This is a genomic window from Metaclostridioides mangenotii, from assembly GCF_017873185.1.
Lineage (GTDB): Bacteria > Bacillota > Clostridia > Peptostreptococcales > Peptostreptococcaceae > Metaclostridioides > Metaclostridioides mangenotii.
Window position 1 is genome coordinate 74,399 of record NZ_JAGGJX010000003.1, and the last position, 21,717, is coordinate 96,115.

Annotated in this window: 17 protein-coding genes and 4 pseudogenes; 16 read left to right on the plus strand and 5 right to left on the minus strand. The window is 32.2% G+C overall.

Annotated features, from left to right (window positions below; genetic code table 11):
* Window positions 1-165 precede the first annotated feature (165 nt).
* From J2Z43_RS08955 to J2Z43_RS15275, 3 genes and pseudogenes are all read left to right on the plus strand, one after another.
* Complete coding sequence (locus tag J2Z43_RS08955; RefSeq protein ID WP_234926277.1) at window positions 166-408, plus strand: RusA family crossover junction endodeoxyribonuclease; 243 nt, start codon at window positions 166-168, stop codon at window positions 406-408.
* Between the two features lie 10 nt (window positions 409-418).
* A complete protein-coding gene (locus tag J2Z43_RS14825) occupies window positions 419-544 on the plus strand; it encodes an innate immunity activator family protein (protein ID WP_234926278.1) in 126 nt (41 codons plus the stop codon).
* A gap of 117 nt (window positions 545-661) precedes the next feature.
* A pseudogene (locus J2Z43_RS15275) lies at window positions 662-1,420 on the plus strand (N-acetylmuramoyl-L-alanine amidase); the annotation flags it as partial.
* A 152-nt stretch (window positions 1,421-1,572) separates the two neighbouring features.
* Here the strand turns inward: J2Z43_RS15275 and J2Z43_RS08965 are convergent.
* Complete coding sequence (locus J2Z43_RS08965) at window positions 1,573-1,920, minus strand: winged helix-turn-helix transcriptional regulator (protein ID WP_209456878.1); 348 nt, start codon at window positions 1,918-1,920, stop codon at window positions 1,573-1,575.
* A 117-nt stretch (window positions 1,921-2,037) separates the two neighbouring features.
* On the opposite strand from J2Z43_RS08965, the gene J2Z43_RS08970 reads away from it, so the two are divergent.
* On the plus strand, window positions 2,038-2,673 hold the full coding sequence (locus J2Z43_RS08970) for an NAD(P)-dependent oxidoreductase (protein WP_209456879.1): 636 nt from the start codon (window positions 2,038-2,040) through the stop codon (window positions 2,671-2,673).
* Window positions 2,674-3,858: 1,185 nt separating this feature from the next.
* Here the strand turns inward: J2Z43_RS08970 and J2Z43_RS08975 are convergent.
* Window positions 3,859-4,161 carry a hypothetical protein gene (locus tag J2Z43_RS08975; protein ID WP_209456880.1) on the minus strand — a complete coding sequence of 101 codons (303 nt, stop codon included), beginning with the start codon at window positions 4,159-4,161 and terminating at the stop codon, window positions 3,859-3,861.
* A 317-nt stretch (window positions 4,162-4,478) separates the two neighbouring features.
* Between J2Z43_RS08975 and J2Z43_RS14840 the strand changes: the two genes are divergently transcribed.
* From J2Z43_RS14840 to J2Z43_RS15430, 4 genes and pseudogenes are all read left to right on the plus strand, one after another.
* The gene (locus J2Z43_RS14840) at window positions 4,479-5,765 is read left to right on the plus strand and encodes a collagen-like protein (protein ID WP_234926288.1); all 1,287 of its coding nucleotides are present in this window, start codon (window positions 4,479-4,481) and stop codon (window positions 5,763-5,765) included.
* 573 nt (window positions 5,766-6,338) lie between these two features.
* Entirely contained in the window at window positions 6,339-6,575 is a 237-nt protein-coding gene (locus tag J2Z43_RS15175) for a DNA ligase-like domain-containing protein (protein WP_327786950.1), read from the plus strand.
* Window positions 6,576-6,584: 9 nt separating this feature from the next.
* A complete protein-coding gene (locus tag J2Z43_RS15180; RefSeq protein ID WP_327786951.1) occupies window positions 6,585-7,052 on the plus strand; it encodes an ATP-dependent DNA ligase in 468 nt (155 codons plus the stop codon).
* 44 nt (window positions 7,053-7,096) lie between these two features.
* Window positions 7,097-7,270 (plus strand): annotated as a pseudogene (locus J2Z43_RS15430) (ATP dependent DNA ligase); the annotation flags it as partial.
* 285 nt (window positions 7,271-7,555) lie between these two features.
* On the opposite strand, the gene J2Z43_RS08995 reads toward J2Z43_RS15430, so the two are convergent.
* Complete coding sequence (locus J2Z43_RS08995; protein WP_209456882.1) at window positions 7,556-7,840, minus strand: DUF202 domain-containing protein; 285 nt, start codon at window positions 7,838-7,840, stop codon at window positions 7,556-7,558.
* A gap of 62 nt (window positions 7,841-7,902) precedes the next feature.
* Complete coding sequence (locus J2Z43_RS09000; RefSeq protein ID WP_209456883.1) at window positions 7,903-9,657, minus strand: alkyl/aryl-sulfatase; 1,755 nt, start codon at window positions 9,655-9,657, stop codon at window positions 7,903-7,905.
* 359 nt (window positions 9,658-10,016) lie between these two features.
* Here J2Z43_RS09000 and J2Z43_RS15435 point away from each other — a divergent pair.
* Both J2Z43_RS15435 and J2Z43_RS09005 read left to right on the plus strand, forming a co-directional pair.
* Window positions 10,017-10,124: pseudogene (locus J2Z43_RS15435) on the plus strand (hypothetical protein); the annotation flags it as partial.
* Window positions 10,125-10,403: 279 nt separating this feature from the next.
* Entirely contained in the window at window positions 10,404-10,568 is a 165-nt protein-coding gene (locus J2Z43_RS09005; RefSeq protein WP_209456884.1) for an SHOCT domain-containing protein, read from the plus strand.
* Between the two features lie 672 nt (window positions 10,569-11,240).
* Here the strand turns inward: J2Z43_RS09005 and J2Z43_RS09010 are convergent.
* Window positions 11,241-11,756 (minus strand): annotated as a pseudogene (locus tag J2Z43_RS09010) (MepB family protein).
* Window positions 11,757-12,753: 997 nt separating this feature from the next.
* Between J2Z43_RS09010 and J2Z43_RS09015 the strand changes: the two are divergent.
* The 6 genes from J2Z43_RS09015 to J2Z43_RS09040 all read left to right on the plus strand — a co-directional run bounded on the left by J2Z43_RS09015 (window position 12,754) and on the right by J2Z43_RS09040 (window position 21,691).
* On the plus strand, window positions 12,754-13,323 hold the full coding sequence (locus J2Z43_RS09015) for a TetR/AcrR family transcriptional regulator (protein ID WP_209456885.1): 570 nt from the start codon (window positions 12,754-12,756) through the stop codon (window positions 13,321-13,323).
* Window positions 13,324-13,581: 258 nt separating this feature from the next.
* Window positions 13,582-15,375, plus strand: coding sequence for an oleate hydratase (locus J2Z43_RS09020; RefSeq protein ID WP_209456886.1), 1,794 nt, complete (start codon window positions 13,582-13,584; stop codon window positions 15,373-15,375).
* A 140-nt stretch (window positions 15,376-15,515) separates the two neighbouring features.
* Window positions 15,516-17,627 (plus strand): P-loop NTPase family protein, encoded by a 2,112-nt coding sequence (locus tag J2Z43_RS09025; RefSeq protein WP_209456887.1) that lies wholly within the window; start codon window positions 15,516-15,518, stop codon window positions 17,625-17,627.
* The gene (locus J2Z43_RS09030) at window positions 17,624-18,859 is read left to right on the plus strand and encodes a hypothetical protein (RefSeq protein ID WP_209456888.1); all 1,236 of its coding nucleotides are present in this window, start codon (window positions 17,624-17,626) and stop codon (window positions 18,857-18,859) included. Before J2Z43_RS09025 ends, J2Z43_RS09030 begins: the two co-directional genes overlap by 4 nt.
* Window positions 18,860-18,874: 15 nt before the next feature.
* A complete protein-coding gene (locus J2Z43_RS09035; protein WP_209456889.1) occupies window positions 18,875-20,818 on the plus strand; it encodes a vWA domain-containing protein in 1,944 nt (647 codons plus the stop codon).
* 312 nt (window positions 20,819-21,130) lie between these two features.
* Entirely contained in the window at window positions 21,131-21,691 is a 561-nt protein-coding gene (locus J2Z43_RS09040) for a flavin reductase family protein (protein WP_209456890.1), read from the plus strand.
* Window positions 21,692-21,717: the final 26 nt, after the last annotated feature.

The window sequence follows — 21,717 nt, forward strand, 5'->3', positions numbered from 1 at the left end:
TGCAAACACATAAGCACCTTCTTAAAATACAGAAATATGAGGGGAAGAATTGAAAGTAGAATTTACGATACCAGGAGAGTGTGTCAGTAAGGATAGACCAAGATTTAATAATGGACATGCTCGAACGACGATAAAACGAGATATTTTGAACAGTCAATAAAGTATTTGTATGGCAAGAGACATTATTTTGAGGGATTAATAAAAGTAAGTATTGATATTTACTCTAAGAAACCTAAGAAACCAAGTTATTTAAGACCAACAAAGAAAGATAAAGACAACATGGTTAAGGCTGTTTTAGATGGGTTAAATGGCAAGGCTTTTAAAGATGATAGGTACATATGCGAGTTACATGCTAGTAAATATTATAGCGATGAAGCAAGGGTTGAGGTTATTATAGAAGATTTATAGGAGTGATGTTATGGCTAACGATTTAGAAAAAGATTGTATTGAATTTACAGTTGAATTACTAAAAGGGCATAGGGAATTAAAACTACATTTGGAAGAATTAAAAAGGCTGTGCAAGGTATCTTGTGTTGGGGTGTAGCTATAGGAGTAAATCAAACTTTTAAACAGCTAAAGAAGGGGGAATAGTAAATGAAAATAGCAATTACAGTAGGACATAGCATATTAAGTACTAGTAGATGGAGTAGTAAACGAGTATCAATACTGCAAGGGCTTAGCACCAGTATTATCAGAGAAACTTACAAAAGAAGGACATACAGTAAATGTAATTATTTGCCCTGAGAAGCAATTTACTAGCAAGAGCCAAGAACAACCATATAAATTAAGTAGAATAAATGGTAAGTGTTATGACCTAGTTATAGAATTACATCTTAATAGCTCGGATAATAAAAACGCAAAAGGTGTAGAGGTTATATATTATCAAAATAGTTCAAAAGGTAAAGCTTATGCAGAGAGAATAGAAAAGAAAATAGTAGGGTTAGGTATAACGAGTAGGGGAGCTAAAAAACAAACTGAGTTTGTACAAAAGAGTTTTTATATACTAAGCGGAACAGATTGTCCAGCGGTTATAATAGAAAGCTTTTTCTGTACTAATAAAACAGAAGTAGATTTAGTTAATAAATTAGAGTACAAAGCTATTGCTATTGCTATATTGGAAGGCATACTAAATAAAACTATTGATGACATAATTAGTAAAAAATACACTAATGGAATAATCTATAGTGGAGATAGAGACAAAGCGGTTGCTATTATAATGAAAGAATTTCTCCCTAATTCTACTATAGTGGACATTGCAGATTACAAGAGTTATATATGTAGAAATGCTTACGCTATAGGTGGTGGAGCATCTAGGGGATTAGAGAAGTTCCCTGATAATGTAACTGAATTCGTTGGTAATGACTTTAAAGAGACATATAGAAAAGTGGTAGAGTGGTTGGAAAATAGAAAATATATGTAGATTATACTTTTCAAGCAAAAGTAACAAGTCAACTATTTTAGGATTTTTATAAGAGTAAAGGTAGCAGAATTACTACCCTTATTGTGGTTTAATTATATATTTTACGTTTTTTAATTCTGATTAAATGAGTTAGAATTATAAACAATATAGAACTATTTATCCAATTCATTTTGATATTCTGAGTATTCTATAGCCCATTTTTCTAAACTTTCCAGTACAGGTAGAAATTTCCTTCCTATATCAGTTAAAGAATATTCTACTTTTGGAGGAATTTGATTATAAGCATTTCTATGTATCAATCCATATTCCTCTAATCCTTTTAATTGTTTTGACAATGTGGCTTGTGTCATGTTAGGAAGACGTCTTTGAAGTTCTCCAAAACGTAATGTTTTCTTGCTTAAATAATATACAATAACCATAGTCCATTTTCCACTTACAATTTTTTGTACAGATGCTACTGGACAATCTTTAATATCATCTACTGTATAATCTCTCAACATAATTAATTCTCCTTATAGTATCTTAAAAGATACTAAGTATTATAAAAAATTGTACTATTATATTTTATTGTACTATGGTAAATTATAATTGTCAAAGAAGAAAGCGAGGGAATCTATATGAAGATAATTATATTTGGAGCTTCTGGAGGTATTGGTAAATTTGCTGTAGAATATGCTTTAAAAGAAGGGTATGAAGTTAAGGCTTATGTTCGAAACCCATCTAAATTGAATATAAAAGATGAAAATCTTATGATTGTAAAAGGTCAAATTGATGATTATGATATGATAAAGCAAGCAATTTCAGGGTGTGATGCAGTTATCAGCACGCTTGGTGTACCTATGAAATTCACTTACGATATGATGAGTTCTTATGAAGGGCATAAGAATATTATAAAGGCTATGCAGGAACTTGGAGTTTCACGTATTATTGATTGGGCTACACCGAGTGTTAAATCTTCCAGGGATAAACGTTCTTTCATTACTACAGTTCCAGGTATTATGGCAAGCATTTTATTTCCTAAGGCAAAAAAAGAAGTAATTTCTATAGCTAATTTAATAACAGATACTGAATTAGTCTGGACAATAGTAAGATTTATGGCTCCTAAAGACACTCCATATACTGGAAAATTTAAAGTTGGCTTTGGAGACATAAAAATGAATTTTAATATATCCCGTGCTGATATTGGTGCATTTATGGTTAATCAGATAGAAAGTGATAAATACATTTATGCGATGCCAATTATAGGAAGCTAAAGATTAGAGAAGTACCCAGACAATGTAACTGAATTCGTTGGTAATGACTTTAAGGAGACATATGGGCTAATGGTTAAGCGGTTAAAAGATAGAAAATTAATGTAGTAGAAAAAGAATATGCCACCTTATATATTTGATAAGGTGGCATATTAACTTTACTATATCTTACATATAGGAATGAAGATAATATGATCCACAGAACACGACAATGGAGTCGTTTATGAATCTCACAATAAAATCGAAAGGAATCCATTATTGAAGTTAATATTATGGATACTTTATAATATGTAGTTTTAAAATAATATGTGAATATTAAATTAAAAGGGCAGAGCTTTGTTAATAAGGTTGATAAATTTGCTTAAATTGACCCATCTTAGACCAAACTACTCAAAATAAATGGATAGTATTTTAAAACGAACATGCCATCTTAATAAACTTAAATAAGATGGCATGATACTTTACTATTTTTCCCAAAAATTATATGAATGAATAAATGAATAAATGAATATTTGTTACTGTAATATTGAAAAAAGGTTTTGATATTTAATTAAAAACAATGTATCTCAATTCACTTAAGGCGAACTTAAATGCAAAACTAAAACTTTAGTGTATTATATTCTTGTCCACTGATATATAATATGAAATTTATGTCGAAAAAGTTTTGTAGTAATGAAAATTGTTATTAGCGTAACTTAGTTTGTTAGTAATGACTTCAAATATACTTATAGGTTAGTAGTTGAGTGGTTGGGATATAGAAAACTAATTTAAAAAATAAGGGTAGCATAATTGCTACCCTATATTATCTACATTAATTAATTAACATTACAATAATTTATTCTCTGCAACAAGTGCAACAACTAAAACAACGGCAACATTTGCTGCATATACGTCTTCTTGAAAATCTTCTTCTGCAACATAAGCATCTTATGCAACAACATGAAAATCTTTCCATATAAACACCTTCCCATTAAATTAATAGGAGTAAAGAAATACTCCTATTGTATGGTATTCAAATTACATTATTTCTGTTAATTCTACATTATCCATTCAACAATTACATAAAAACTAATATACTATGTAGCATATAAAAGATTTTAAAAGTTATACAGTAGGGAAGCTATTTGTAATAGGTGGAATAACAGAGGAAGATTTACATAAAAATAACAATTATAATCAATAACTATGCTATCTTTTTTTCGCTTGTTTCTCTAATAAGCAGATATGGTTTTTCAGTATTTCTAATTGTGCTTCAATTTCATTATCTTGATTGTCATTACTATTTAAAACTGTTTCTTGTGCAGCTGAAGTTGAAATATTTTGCCCTATATTTGTCAAAAAATTTCCGAGTGCATCCTGTTGATCTATATCAAGGTTGTCTATTAATATGATACCTATTATTGAAGATAGAAGCGAAAATTGTTTAGCAGGCAAGTTAAAAAAACAAGATCCTTTTAAGCAATTTTTATTTGTTTTGTCATTACAATCCATCACCATCACCTTCCTTATTATTTATAATATGAAAATATTAATTGATAGTGAAGAAATGAATAGCAATGATAACTGATTGGCATGAAATCAATGATTAGATGAATAAGTAATGATTGTTTATTCTAATTAATACTTTACTATAATCTTCAAATATGTAAATTATAATAATATTTACAATGATATCACAGGAAAAGTAGTTCTAATTCCAATTATAGACTCAGCTCAGGAGTCAATTATTTACATCAAGTCACGAAAGCTTTATTTTCTACATAATATATATAGATCGTAGATCAAATAAAGATTAGGAGTTGTAATTAATGGGATATAAATATTTTAGCGATGATAACTATAAATTCAACAAAAACAATTGCTGTAATGATTGTTGTGATGACCACTGTGATGGTTGTCATGATGATTGCTGCGATGATTGTCATAGACCTAAACCACCACATTGCTGTCCACGCCGTGGAGCAACAGGAGCGACGGGAGCGACGGGAGCAACAGGAGCGACAGGGCCAACAGGGCTAGCTGGAACAGGAGCAACAGGACCGACAGGTCCAACCGGAACAGGTGGAGTAACAGGTCCAACCGGAGCAACGGGATCAACAGGACTAACAGGAGCAACAGGAACAGGAGCGACAGGATCAACAGGATCAACAGGGTTAACAGGTCCAACAGGAGCAACGGGAACAGGAGCGACAGGGCCAACAGGATCAACAGGGGTAACAGGAGCGACAGGATCAACAGGATCAACAGGGTTAACAGGTCCAACAGGAGCAACGGGAACAGGAGCGACAGGACCAACAGGAGCAACAGGGGTAACAGGAGCAACAGGGTCAACAGGAACGACAGGAGCAACAGGGTCAACAGGAGCGACAGGTCCAACCGGAACTGGTGGAGTGACAGGTCCAACAGGAGCAACTGGAACCGGTGGAGTAACAGGTCCAACAGGAGCAACGGGATCAACAGGACTTACAGGAGCAACGGGAGCAACAGGGCCTACGGGAACTTTTGAACCGGGAGAAGTTTTATTTGATGTAAACGGTAATGGTGGACCAACAGTTCCTGTCACATTTGGCGGACTTTTGTCTTTTGAGTCTGGATCATTGGATATTTTTACGGATAATTTTCCTAACTCTACCGTACGCATCGAAACACCACCACCTAAGATTTTAACTGCATACGGAGGGCTTTTTTCAGTAATACCTCAGTTATTTACATTTAGTAGCACAGGCGAGGTTGAACAGGTAACATTTAATGATTTTATGCCTTCTTTTGATGTAGGTTTAAATCCTAGCAGTATTCAAATTTTTATTTCTAGTGATTATGAAATTAACTTTATGGTTCGTATCGACCCGGTTGCTACGGTTACTTCAATTTCCGTAGGCGTGCGTATAAACGGAGGAAGCAATTTTATTACTTCTACTCTTCAAACGGGACCGTTGTCCCTTACTGAAGTTACCCTTTTCCAAGGAAGTGTTATTGCAACCTTAAATTCAGGAGATATCCTCGATCTGGCTATTCAGTCTACAGAGGCTGCAACATTCGAGTTAGCCCCAAATACGAACGCCACGTTAAGTGTTGAGAGTTTTAGGCCTTTCTAATCAGCAATATGACCTTTCTAGGGTATCAAGAGTGATTGCTAGTAATATTTATATGTAACATTTAGATATAAATTAATGTTAGATTATTAGACTTAATAGAAGTTGAAAATGTAGGAGCGCTTATTCGTAAAGGATATGCGTTCTTTTTTAGCAAAATGACCTTTATATAATTAAATAATTTATTTAATGTTATAAAGAAAAAAAAGAGTTTAATTTTTCTACAGCTTCAACCTTTTTATCCTCCATTATATGAGTGTAAATATCCATAGTGATACTAATATAATGATGTCCCATTAAAGCCTGTACAGTTTTAGGTGGAACTCCAAATAGCGAGTAGCAACTATGCCTTAAAGCATAGAATTCCATTTGTGGAATTTCATTTGCGGAATATCTAATTTTTTAGTGTAGCATGAAATAACTTAGTAGGTTTATTATTGTCCATAGACTCCCCAAAGTCATGTAAGATGTGAATAATAAATGGTAGAGGGTAGGATGAATATTATACTGGAGTACTAAAATACTAATACTTAAAATAGCAAAGCTTGTACATACTATACTTATGAGGGTGATTATATGGATATATTTGATGAAAAAGGGATCAAGCCAATGTTAATAGCAGAAATGCAAGTGGCTTTTGACTCTCCAGATTACATCTATGAATTAAAGTTAGATGGAATTAGGTGTATAGCATATTTAGATAAAGATAGTACAGATTTAAGAAATAAAAGAGATTTTAAGTTAATACCAAGATTTCCAGAACTAGATCAGTTACATAGGTATGTTAATGAAAAATGTATCTTTGACGGTTAATTAATAGCCATGAAAAATGGAGTACCAGACTTTTACGAATTACAAAGGAGGACTTTATTATCTGATCCCTTTAAAATGCAACTAGCAGGCAAGAAGTATCCAGTAAGTTTCATTGCGTACGATATTATTTATTATAAGGATTTAGTTATAGATTTACCATTAATAAAACGTAAAAAACTGTTAGAAAAGACTATAAATGAAATGGATAGATTTGCTATATCAAGATATATAGAAACTAACGGAAAAGCATTATATCAAGTTGCGGAACAACAGAAACTCGAAGGTATAGTCGCAAAGGCAAAGGATAGTAAGTATTGGTTTGATAAAACGAGTAGAGACTGGATTAAGATAAAATACATGAAAGATGAAGACTTCGTAATTTGCGGTTATATATTAAAAGAAAACAACATGACTAGTTTAATAATCGCACAATATAATAGAGATAATGAGTTAATCTATAAAGGACAGTTACTTTAGGCGTTAGTCTTAGAAAACTCAATCAGTATAAATATAAAAAAGCTAGTAATTCACCTATTAAATACGTACCAAATGGATCTAATAACGAAGATGCGGTTTGGCTAGAGCCAACTTTAGTATGTACAGTAGAGTATATGCCGAACGATAAGGGTAGTTTAAGGCAACCAGTATTAAAGGGTATTAGAGAAGATAAGTTACCGAATGAATGTAAGGAATGAAAAAAGACTTGAAAACTATCTTAGGTCTTTAACGTAGCATATTATACATCAAATAAGGTAGTTCAGTGGTAAGTATGAAGAAATGGTTTGATTATGATAATAAAGGTTTCAAATGTTAAAAATTATATTCTTTTATCTATTTCTGAATCATTTCTCTTAATTATAATATTAGCATATTGTAAAAAGGAGACTAAAGTCTCCTTTTCTTTTTATCTATGAAGAGACCCCTTTATTATCTATAGCATACTATAACATTTTATATTATTGCCCATGATTTTGATCATCTTAATCAGATATATCTAAATTTATACTGTTAAGATTCTTCCTAACCTGAAAAAATCTATATATACCTATAGATAAAATCGCAGGTGAACTTACAATAAACACAATTCCTATGCAAACAAAAATCACATCACCGATAAATTTTATAAAACCAGCTCCTGCAACAAAAGTACCTACAAATGATCGAAAATATGACAACAATGTCCGTTCATTCGCAAGCTTAGTTCTATCTAGAGCTAAATAATCTCTTAATATGAGTTTATTTAATAAATTTTCATAATGATTCAAATACATACACCTCAGTAATATAATTTTAAAAAGTATTTTTCACTATTTTAAAAAATCTCTCTTTATGGTTGTACAATGTTAAAGTCCATTGTCATCCTATCGAGAAGATCAAGAAATTGTTGAAACTTAGCCTTATCTCCATCTATTTTCGCATTTCCTGCATCAATTTCCTTGTCCAGATCAGATAAATTCAGCAGAACCAAAGTAAGCCTATCGCGATCAATGTATATTGTAATAGCGGCATCCCCATATTTTTTATTTTCATTGTATAAAATAACTCCATTGCGTAACATAAGGCCATGTTGCGTTCCTCTGTCGGTAAAGAAAATGTTGAGTGTCATATACTCGTCGCCAGCTCTCGGCCCATTCAGTCGACTTGTCATATAGTCAAAGAACATGTCATCCGTCATACTATAGATCGTACCAAGAGTATCTCCACTTATTGGAATGCCCAGGTTTTTACCAGTGGATCCCATACGCAATTCTGCAGCGCCGGTTAAGAAAGAATTACGCCATGTAGCGTTTTCGCACTGGTAACCTAATTGCTCAAAAGCGTCGGCCAATAAATAGGCAGCTGCTTGATTTTTAGAATCAGTAAAGACTAAATGCTTTCCTACCTCTACTACCCAGCGGTAATCACCATTATTATAATATTCTTGAAGTTTCTTAAGCATTACATCAGCACCGCCCATCATCTCCACATAACGTGGCGCACCATCCTTCGGCGGATAAGTATAGAGATTGGAGGGATTACCATCATACCAGCCTAGGTAGTGCTGATAGACCGCTTTGCAGTTATGGTTTTCACTTCCGTAGTAGCCACGCATATGCCATTTTTCTGCAATAGAAGAGGGTAGATGGAACTGTTCAGCGATTTCCACCATATTGTAGCCCTGATTGATCATGCGTACACATTGGTCATGCATGTATTTGTACCCATCTCGTTGCATAGTTAGCAACTCAATACAGCGGTTATGATCCCATGTAGGCCAGTGATGTGAGGCACAAATGATTTCAACATCATCCCCCCATTTGTTAATCATATCATCAATAATTTTCCACCAAAGTCGGGTGTCGCGCACCTTAGCACCACGCAGTGTTAGTACGTTATGCATTGTATGGGTCACTTCTTCGGCGACGCACAGAACTTTAAAATCTGGTAAATACATTACCATTTCTGAGGGAGCCTCGGCACCAGGAGTTAACATAAATTCAATTGTTACGCCATCTATGACATGGGTCTCAAATTTCTCTTTGATTTCCTGTGTAGGCGGTGGTAAGTTTACATCACCGCCTCTAGCTACACTTTTGCCAATACCGGTATCAACCTGACCGGTAGGCGTTTTCGGTAGCATAGAACCATATTGATAAAACGCTCTACGCCTCATTGCTGTGCCCACAAATGCATTTTCAGAAATAGATTCAAATAAAAATGACTCTGGCGTAATAATCGGAATTTTCCTAGAAAGAACATCATCTTCATCTACGACACCCTTGATACCACCGTAATGATCGGCATGACTATGTGTGATCAATACAGCCTTAATATCCCGCTTACCGCGCTCTGTATAATAAAGGCTCATGCCGGCCCTTGCCGTTTCACTGGCACATAAAACGTCTATCAGGATAATACCTGTGTTAGATTCGATTATGGTTATGTTTGATACGTCCATACCACGCACCTGATAAACGCCATCACACAATTTAAAAAGTCCATGTATATGATTAAGCTGGGATAGCCTCCAAAGGCTAGGATTTACTGTGTCAGGGCAGGGTTCGTCTATATCCTCAAAATCATAGGCATCCAGCGCCCACATAATATGTCCGTCCTCTTGAGATTTAATATCTCTTTCCTTTAGGCGTAAAACAAAACCTCGCTGAGCATCCTCAAAGTCTTTGCTATCCTAAAAATTTAGTTTTTTAATGAAGTCTTCGTTAAACTTCTTTGTATACTTCGTTGCTGGCTTACAATTATTGCACATAATTTCACACTCCTTAATCATAATTATTTGTATTTGATCACAAATTATACTATTTCAACCTAATTAAAGTTGATGATGTTAATGTTATTGGCCTTATATTCAGATACCTCTGATAAAGACAATGAAGTATGGAATGCTTTTTAAAAGAAAGTTATAGATAGTTCATTAGAATAGTATGAACAACAAGGTCAGTAAAAAGTCCATGTAATACAACAAATGAGATATTTGACAAGGCATTTGAGCTGTTTAAAATTCATCATCAACCTTTTATACCTGTTAGAAAGTTAGGGGTTAGAGCATGAAACTTGTCCACATCTAACTATGTACAATTGAGTTTTGGCGATAATTTCAAGGAAATAGAGAAACTTGAAAAGATTGATAATACTATAGATAAGCTTCGTTATAGATTTGGGCATTATGCTGTCTAAAGAGGAATATCACTGGTTGACACCGAATTATCGCATATAAATCCCACGGAAGATAATGTAATACACCCTACAGCATTTAGATAACATAAATGTAAATATTTTCCTATATTTGCTATAATATATATAAAGGGAGTATAAGGAGATTAAATCATTATGGACTTAACATTGGCTTTAATTGGAATTTCGGGTGGCATTTTAGGATATGCAGCTAATAGAGAAGATGAAAAAGAGCTAGCACATTTAAAAGAATTATTAGACATGGGAGAAATAACTGAAGATGAATTTAACACTAAGAAGAAAGAGTTATTAAATATATAGACAATTAAAAAGAGCTGGATTATAAAAATGCTAACTCTTTTTAATAATATGTTGGCAATGTCTACAGTTTGCCAACCATGAGGATTTTATAATAAAATTTGATAAGTGATGTTAAATAATGATAAGTAATATTGCTTCTTTCAAAAATACGTTTCAGATATATAATAAATAACGTAAAATACTAGTAAGTAACAGTAAATAAAGTATACTCAACTTACACCTCATGTGGAAGCTGTAAGCAAACTTTGAGAGTATAACTGAATTGTAGCTAAATATAAAGTGCTAAGAATTTGTAATGTGTGCCATTATGAGAACCGAACGGTTTGAATGGCACACATTATTTTATTATAGACTCTAAAATGTCTACAGTTTCATTGTCCATACTTTAACTTCATTTCTTATTGATAAACTTTATGTTGTTTTAATATATAAACTATTATAAATAAAGGTGTATTGCACCAAATTACTGAGAAATTAGATTGCCATTATAGAAGTTTTATATTTCCCGAATAAGCTAAACTTGTTAGAGTATAGCTTGTGTTCAGCAATTTATATTAAAAATATCTGATTTGCATACTATATGCCAATGTAATTTATTTTAGAGAAATAAACAGCTTAAATTATTAAATTGCATGACTTATCAATAAAACTGCTAAACGGTGCTTAATTTTACTAATTAAAATATAGTTTTTCCAAATTAAGTTGATCGTATTGATCAGAAAGATCAATAAAATAATCTAACTGCCATTTTTGTGTAGATTCAGCATTATAATTAAGGTTATCACACCAACTAGGATATATTCTGATAGCCATTTTCCCTTTTGAATCTACACTTGTAAGAATTTTTTTATCAACTAAAATTTTTTTTGGAAATATAAATTGTCCAATTTTATCATTATCAATAATATTAACGACTAATTTTTCTGGTGATGTTTCTTCATCATATGGCTTATTAACGTTATTAAAATCTTTTTCTCAAAAAGCAACAAAATACCCCTTTTTTTTAAGAGTCTTCTTTGCTTTTCTACTCCTGAATCTCTTCTTTTTTATAGAGAAAGTAAAACCTTCATACTCTAGATTTTGTTTTTCTTCAACGATATCATCGATTAATAAATCGTAATTGTTTCTAATAATATTTTTTACAAGAATCAAAGATTCCAATTTAATCACCTCTCCATTCAGGTACATTATACACGAAATTCACACTACTGAGTAAATGATGCTTAAAAGTTGTATCACTTGTTTAGTATACTCTAGAAGGTGATTTTATGAAAACATATAAATTATAGGGTCGCTATTTATACTTTGTATATTAATAATTTGTGAGCTGTATTAGGCTTAGAAATTTTTTTACTTAATATTGTTGGATATGATTTCAATCCATATATTATATTCACAGTATCACAATATTTAACTGAAAATAAATCATTTTGTGATTTTAGATGGACTGAAAAAGTCTTTTCTGATAAAGAAGACTTACTAGTTTTTAATAAAGAAAGAGCTGAAATTACTGAAAGAGTTGTTAAAGATTTTCTATATCATAGTGCTCATTTATACTCATGTGCCGAAAGAACATTAACAGATAACTATGGAATTGATAAATCAAAGAAAGTTCTCAATAATGTAATGACCAAATATAAAAAAGAATTCAGTACTCGAAAATGCGATTTAATTATTCAGTTCAAATAAAAGAAGCTTTAGAGCAATGAAGGGATTATGTTATTAGATGTATCATGTATAATACTCTTTCATTATTTACATACTAAAGTAAAGAATCAATTGATGAGTCAAGTGGTGGCTAGCGGGGGCCTATTGTGGACGCAAAAGTCAAACTATTGCGCAGAAAAGAATAGTTGTATTGAGATTTAGTGTTTTACCTATTTGTATGATATAATATGGTTAAAATCCTGATGTAAAGTATCAGCATAAAATAAAGAAAAAAGGAAAGTGGACAGAGTAAAAAACCTATGAAATAAAGAACATACAGTAATTATGAATTTATTTCCTTAAATAAAGGGCATTAATGGAATTAATTAGGGTTTGGGGGTTGTATTGATAAATTAGATAACAGCTGTTTCTTAAGGGATTGAGATGTATAATAGATCATATGATGATGGATTATTTGCAAATAACTTACCATGAGTTATAATCTTGAATACAGGTAAAGCGTTAAGGAGGTGGCGACTTGGCACAGCAATATACCAAAAAAATGATTTGCGATGCATTCATAAAGATGCTGAATGAGCGTCCACTTAACAAAATCACAGTTAAGGCTATTGCTACAGCGTGTGAGATTAACAGAAATACTTTTTATTATTACTACACAGATGTATATGCACTTCTGTCAGAGCTGTTCCAAACAGAACTTCAGACAGTCATTGATGAATATAATGATACACTCTCCTGGGAGGAGAGCTTTATTGTGGCTACTAAATTTGCTTTAGAAAACAAAACAGCTATTTATCATGTATATAATTCCATGCAGAGAGAAGAATTAGTGAACTATATATACAATGTATCAGGAAATGTTATGATACGGTATGTTGAAAAAGTAAGCGATGGTATCTCAGCTTCTTCGGGAGATAGAAAACTGATTGCTTCCTTTTATCAGTGTGCCCTCACTGAAATGGTACTACGCTGGATTGCTTCTGGAATGAAGGAAGACCCTGATACTATCATTAGACGAATCGGGTATCTCTTCGATGGAAACATTGAGTTATCCCTTATGCGAAGTGCTGGTTTAAATGATACCTAGTAAAAAGAAATAGGAGATTACCTTTTTATCAGACATTTTAATCTCAATGCCTAAATATTAGACAAATCAACTGCGGTGTTCGAATTTCGAACTCCGCAGTTTGTTTATCTAATGAAAAGGACACAAAAAAGCTATATTATAGACTTATACAAACCTTACAGATAATAAGTATTCACAAAGCTAAAGGAGGACTTATTATTTATTACAAGAATAATATTCTTTAGAAGACTATAAAAAATTGAGAAAGAAGGAGATAAAATGAAATTAAAGACACATGATGATAGACTTACACTTACAAATGGAAGTTATCATTCTTTAGTAAATGCAAGAAAGCCTGAAGGAATTGAAGACAAAAAAGCTTATTTAGTTGGTACTGGAATTGGTGCTTTGGCTGCTGGTTGTTTTTTAATTCGTGATGCTCATATGGATGGTAGCAAGATTACTTTCTTAGAACAATTAGACATTCCTGGTGGATCTTTGGATGGTGAGGTTCGTCAAAATATGGATTATGTAGCACGTGGCGGACGTGAAATGGGTCATCATTTTGAGGTTTTATGGAGCTTATTTAGTTCATTACCATCTACAGAAGATCCTAATATGACTGTTTTAGATCATTTTTATTATACAAACTACGATGATCCAAACTTTAGCAATTGTCGTATTACTAAAAATCAAGGTGAACGCTATGACAATGGAAAATTTAATTTGGGTCAAGACTTGGCAAAAGAATTAGCTGCTTTTGTAAATATAGCAGATGAAGAACTTGAAGATAAATCTATCGAAGATGTTTTTTCTGAAGAACTTTTAAATACTGATTTTTGGACATATTGGAGAACAATGTTTGCTTTTGAGAATTGGCATAGTGCTTTAGAAATGAAATTATATATGAATCGTTTCATTCACCATGTTGGCGGCTTACCAGATCTTTCTGCTTTACAATTTTCAAGACATGATCAATACACTTCATTTGTAAAACCTATGGTTAAATATTTAGAAGACCATGGTGCTAAATTTGAATATGGAGTTGCTGTGGATAACGTTGAATTCTCAATTTCAGATGATAAAAAAGTTGCAAAGAGAATAGTTGCAACAGATAAAACTGGAAAGAATATATCCATTGATTTAACGGAAAACGACTTAGTGTTTATCACTAATGGTTCTATGACTGAAGGTTCAGGATATGGAGATGACAATACTCCTGCACCATTTAATAGGGAACCAGAAGGGTGCTGGAAGTTATGGAGAAATATAGCAGCTCAGTCAGATGAATTTGGAAGACCAGATAAATTCTGTACAGATACAGAAAAATCTAATTGGGAGTCTTGTACAGTAACTTGTCATGATGAACGTGTTCCTGAGTACATTGAAAAGATTACAAAACGTTCACCATATGGTGGACGCACTGTAACAGGTGGAATAGTTTCAGCTCTTGATTCTTCATGGTTGATGAGTTGGACAATAAACCGTCAAGAACAGTATTATGGACAACCTGAAAAAGACGTTGTTGTTTGGGTATATGGTTTATTCTCTGATGTTCCTGGAGATTATATTAAAAAACCTATGAGAGATTGTACTGGTAAGGAAATCACAAAAGAATGGTTATATCATATAGGTGTTCCTATAGATAAAATTGAAGAATTGGCAGGATCATGTAGTGCAGTTCCTGTTATGATGCCATTTATCACATCTCAATTTATGCCTCGTGAAGCTGGAGATCGTCCATATGCTGTACCAAAGAATGCAGTAAACTTTGCTTTCCTCGGACAATTTGCTGAAACATTGGATGATCCAGGTCGTGATACTGTATTTACTATAGAATACTCAGGACGTACAGCTATGGAAGCAGTATATGTTTTAACTGGAGTTGAAAAAGGAGTTCCTGAAGTATTTTCTTCAAGATATGATATCCGTTATTTATTAAATGCAGGTAAATGTTTATTAGATGGTGAAAAACCAGAACTTGATTTACCACCAATGGCTAAACGTAAAATTTTAAAACAAGTAGCAGGGACAGACATTGAAAAGTTATTAAAAGAATATGGAATTATTTAATGGCATATACAGTTAGATAATTTGATTAAAATCCCGAATTTTAAAAAAATCGGGATTTTAATTTATATGTAGTTATTATTTATATTGCTTCTTGGCATATTAATAATATAATAGAACATCATGCAAAGGAGGAAACTTCTGTGAAAGAACAAACAAATCTTAAACAAGCTTATATTCATACTATAGAAGAAATGCAAAGTTGGTATGAAGATGATTTACGCAAGGAAGCCCTAAAATCATCGGAATATGAGAATAATAAAAAAATAGAAGAACAAGGGGCGTTTTTTAAAGCTTTTCGAAAATCTGAAGAAAGGGATTATAAAATTCCTCCAGATTTTAAAAAAAACAATGTTTATTACGAAAAATATAAGGTTTATGTGAAAGAAGAAACAGCAAACAAGGGAAAAAAGATACAAGAAATTGAAAATTCTATTGAATATGAAAAGTTTTTTCTTCGTTGGGAAAGGAGGGTCAATAGCGAGAGTAATAATTACAGTCATTATGGGAGTAATTCAGCTACAAGATATCGGGTTGATTGCATAAAAAAATTGGAAAAAAAGTTAGAGATAATCCTAGGAGACTCTCCGGAAGCTTGGGAATTTTATAATAAACGTCAACTGATAAGCGATATAGAAACTCAACATAAGCAGCGTTTGGTAACTGTACCTTATGTAGTAAAAGCAAAACAAAAAGTAATAGATTCTTTGAATTTAGGTGTTCCTGTATATATTATAGGACATTTAGGAAGTGGAAAAACACAATTAGCAACTGAAGCAGCCTTAGATTTTACTATTCAAAATAGAATGCAAAGAGAATTAGAAGATAAAATGGAAAATTGGTTTTCTGCAAATCCAAATGTGGCAGAAAAAGATGCTATTCAAAAATTTGGAGAATTTAATGAAGAAAGAAAACTTCACTATAAAAATATTTTAACTAATGGAAGTAAAGAGGAAATAGAATCTTTACAGCCACTATTTATATCTGGCTCCCACAATTTAACTTATGAAGATATGTTTGTAGAGAAAACTTTGTCTCTCAGACACAGTTTCTCTAAAGGATCTTATTCGGATTATCTGAATATGATTATAAAGGATTTTTATGAGTGGATGGATGAGCACAAAACGAGACTAGAGAAGATGACTGATGAAGAGCAGTTGCAGCTTAAGATTCAAATATGGAAAAGCTTTTCTGATTTATTGGTAGCAAGTAATAGTGCTTTTGGTACTGAAATTAAAAAAATAGAAAGAGAAATTTTGATTGCAGTAAGAGAAGGTCGCCCTGTAATCGTAGACGAATTAAATACAATTGCCATGCAAAACTTAATTGCTTTGAATGATATCTTGCAACGTTATGCAGGAAATACAGCTTATATCACAGGAGTTGGTCCTGTTCTGATTAAGCCTGGATTTGGATTTATTGGTACAGGAAATCTATCAACTCAAATGGTTAATTATGAAGGAACCAATGAGTTAAATCCAGCATTTAAATCACGTTTCGTAACCATTGAATATAATTATGTACCTCAAAAGACAATTGGTTCCTTAGAAGATCAAGAGTTTCCAGAAAAAAATGAACTTTTTAGAATAATAATAGCACGATTAGCTGATAAAAATGGAAATATTCATATTCCTAATTCCAAAAGGTCATTAGAAGAATTGTTTAGATTTTCTCAATTGTGCAGGGTTACTCAAAATGTTTTTATAGGCAAATGGAAAGATGACGAAGCTCAAAAAGATTTTGGAATGGATGAACTAGAACTGAGGGAGTCTGTATTATCAATTCGTAATATTTTACACGTTTTAGATAATTGGAATCGAGGCGAAGAAAAAGACTTGAGCAAAGCTTTGTGGGATGGTTTTATTAGTTCAATCACTTATCCTGACGACCAAAACTATATTCTCTCACAAGCGGTACGTTTTGGATTTTTCCCTATAAGCGAAGGATGGAAAATTGAGACAAAAGGCATAGGGGAGTCAAGCACAACATATGATGAAATTCGTACTCGTCCATATCATTATGTTCGCCCTTTAACAGAAACTTTAAGTTATTTAGATGTAGTTCATCTTATATTTGGGAAAGGAACGCCGAGAAAAACTTTGCCAAAAGGACTAAAAGAAAACTTTGAAGATAATATTAATGGATCATCGCGAATTGATGCAAAAAAATATCAAGAACTAGACCAACAATTATCTCATTTAGAGCATTCAAAAGATCTACTTGAATACTTAGAAGATAATGGAGGAAAAGAATGAAAATGAATTTGTCAGTAGACGGAAAGGATTTTAAAAGTCAAGTTAAAGATCTAAGAGAAAAGCTGAATGAATGCCAAACAAATGGAATTTTAGATGATGGCTTTAAAGAACAATTAGACAAACTTTCACAAATAGAAGAAGAGTTATTGGCTGAATTAATTCCGTATTACCGAGTTTATGCAAATAATATCAAAAAGACTTCAATGCAAGTAAATCCGATAAAAAAATTGGGAGCTTTTAGTTTTGATAGTTTTTCACAAACTATATTGAGGATTAATAGAAATCTTTTTATTATAAGTAGTATAGATAGAAAAGTTCAATTTTTTTATATAGATAATGTAGATGATTTTTATGGTCATAATCAAATAGAAGGAGAGTGGAGTCCTCCTATTAAAGAAATAAAAGAGACAATTTCCTTTATATATAAATTGAATGACAAAGGAATTTTGCTTTTGGGAGTCAGAGGGGGGTGTTATCTACTTTCAAGCGATAATTTTGATCAACTACCTAATGTTAATGGGCAGATTAAAGTTAAAAGGATTCAAACAGATTATGGTTTTAATGGATTTGGAAGATGTTTAGCAATTAGAGATAGTTTGTTTGTAGTGGAAAATGGAGATGAAAAGTTAAATTTATTTGAAATAATAAAAGAAAATGATGAATATCGTTTGGTTTTTCATAAAGATATATATTGCACTATTCCAAATTGGACTGCATTGGGAAAAATAAAAGATGATTATTTTGTAGTTGGAACAAGGATGGGAAAATTATATTTTATTAAATATGAGAACAGACAACTTACTATTACAGAAAAAATTGATTTTCTAGATGATGAAATAAGGCAAATTAGATGTTTAGAAGATGAAAATGGTAACAAGAAATCCATTATAGTGGCCGGTAATAAGGGGCAGCTTAAGATATTTTCTTTATATGAAGATTCAAAAACTATAAAAATAGAATTGAACGATTTAAAAGGGAATTTGTTTGACGTTCAATCTAAAGAAGGCACAGCTATAGTTTTAAGTGAAGATGGGATCATATACTTACTTGAAGAGAATTTTGAAAATTGGTATCTAAATGAAGTGGCTACGATCAAAGATATCTTTTTTACAAATGTCTTTAAATTAAATATTTCAAAATATTTACTTATGGATATAGAAGGTAAATTAAATCTGTTACACATTGATCGAATTGATACACCAAAAGACTTGTGGAATCTGCCATTGTATTAATAGGAGGGTATGAGTATGTTTGACTTTGATGAACAAACACTAATTGAAGAATCTAAAAAACATTGTGAAGAATTTTTGCAAAAAGAACAACGCTCATTAGCCACATTTACAGGAGATTCTAGTTTGATGTATTTTACTGATTCGAAACTACAAAAATTTCTATTAGATCCTTCCAAAGGAGTTTTGTACTTACCGTTGGAAAGTTTTTTGGATAGACAGTTAGATGACAAACAAATCATGTGGCATATCTACTATGAGCTAGCCTTATATTCTGATTGGAAAAAACAAACTAAAATATATATGAATAGAAAAAAAGATTGGCAGAAAGAAATAGATAGTATGACAAGCTATATTCTGGCTATGATAAAAAAAGAAGGACTTGAAAAAGAACCTGCATATCAGCCTAAAATTATTTCGAATTATGTAAGAAAAGAAATTCTTGATTTGTTATATATATTAGATAAATATACATCTTTTCTGAGAGTTTTGCAGATGTGCCCTATATATAAAGATAAAGAAAATTTCGGGGCGATTGTTTCATATATGAAACAAACAGGTAAGACCACTGAGTCGATTTCTCAAATGTCTAGACATAGAGCTTTTGCAAACAGTTTCTTAATTATTGAATTATACAAGAAAGAGCCTATAATAGAAGGATGTGCTGAAAATCCATTTGATAGGAGAATTTTCAATGAACCCTATTTTTACTTTATTCATAATCAACTAGTTAGACAGTTAAATAATGGTCAAGGAATTGTAGAAAGAGATCCATTCATTCGTTCTTTTATCTTTCCAACTTTTGAGCAATTGTGGAAGGAAAAAATTGATGAAATGGTGTTTTACAAATCAAAAGGACAGGAAAAAGAGCAAGTCAAAGGAACTAAGAACCCTTTTGAACAATCTAGTGAAGAGGAAATACCAGATTCACTGGAATCTACGCAGGAAGAAGTGGAAAAAATTATAGAAGAAATGATAGATCAACAAGACCAAGTAAGTGAGAGCGTACAAAATACAATACAAAGTAACGTAGATTTAGAGGCTTATGGCATTAGCCAATCAGATCAACAATTGTTTCAATTTTATTCAAATAAAATGAAATTGGAAAGAGAACAAATGCGTCAATTTTGGAAAAAGCTGATAGGGGACGCAAAAAAAGAAATAAGCGTAAAAAAAGATGGTCAAGTAAAGGGAAAATTGGATGTAAATAGCTTTATTAATTTTTATACGGATTTTGTAGAAGCTGAGAAAAAGGGGATTTACAAAAATCTTCCGATTTTCAATAGATACTTATTAGAGACTCAAGCAGATATATTACCTGAAAGAATAGAGATTTCTTTTGTGATAGACAATTCAGGATCAATGAATGCGTCAAAAATTGAGATGGCAAGAAAAGCTTTGGCTGTGACCTTACTGTCAATAGATGATTTTAATCGATATTTGAGAAGCAATGTAGAACAATTGAATCAGAAAGTAGAAGTTTTAAGCGAAACCTGGTTTTTTGGCAGTAAGTATTATAATGTTAAAGAATTTAATGATAAAAATGTGAAGGATAAAGAAAAAAGTGACATAATTAGGTCAATCGTAAAGCTAGATGCAACAGATGGAGCAACTGACGATGCAAGTTGCCTTAGAGAAATATGCGATAGAATTACGTCCATACAGGAAAGCGAACTCAAAAAAGGGAAACAAATAAAGATAGTCTTCGAAATTACAGACGGTGCATCAAGCTTTCCAGGATCAGCAAAAAAAGTTATACAAGAATTATTATCTAAAAATGTCGAGATCTATGCATTTCAAATAGGAAAAAATAGCAAAGCAAATGAAAAAATCTTTAACTTCGTATGGAATGAAGGATACAAACAACCACATGGTGTAATGATTGGTGAACAAGTAGAAAAACTACCAGGAGAACTGCTAAAAGCAGTAAGAAAAAATATGCAGTCTATTTTTAATAATTAGTTGTGCATTAAAATCCACCTGCATTTTAATCCTTCAATTTCTATGAGATAATATCCCCAACGTCAACAAAGGAGGTATAGTATTATATCTCATTTAATATCTCAACACCTTTGGATAGAAGTGTTTTTTCTTTATAAATTTAAATAAAAATGGAATTAAATATAGATATTGTTAATATATTTTAAGTCAGTTATACTAATATAAGCATTTCAAAGAAAATTTATATAATGTATAGCCATATCCTTTTGTCGGTTTATTTGTATATTAAAATATCGAATCAGGTTTTTGACTAGCAAAGAGGGGAAATTGAAAATGAAAAAAATTAAACTTGAAAACCAGGCGATTGGGCCATTTCCGGCTATGATTGTTGGTGCAATGATGAATGAAAAGCCAACATATACTACTGTTGGCGCGGGTGGTTGTGCTTGTCTTGAACCTGTACTGTGCGTGTCTTTGAAAAATACCCACTATATTACAGAAGGGATTGAGCAGACTGGCTATTTCAGTGTCAATATTCCTTCAACAGTATTGGTAAAAGAAATGGATTTCTGTGGCATAGCTTCGGGTAAGAACGTTGATAAATCGGGTTTATTTACCCCTTTTTTTGATACGGTAGTACAGGCACCGATGATAGAAGAGTGTCCGCTGAATTTTCTCTGCAAGGTTTGCGACAGCAAAGAAATACGTGGCTTTACTATGTTCTTCGGCGAGATTGTCGCTGCGTTTGTCGACGAAGATTGTATAACACAAGGCCAACCCGATCCAATCAAAATTGACCCAATCATTATGATGGCTCTAAATTATTGCAACTTAGAAAGTGTTGTTGGCCGACCTTTCTCTGAAGGGAAAAAGTTGAGGAATTTTACTGATTAGTTGTAAAGTGAAAACAAACTTTTATG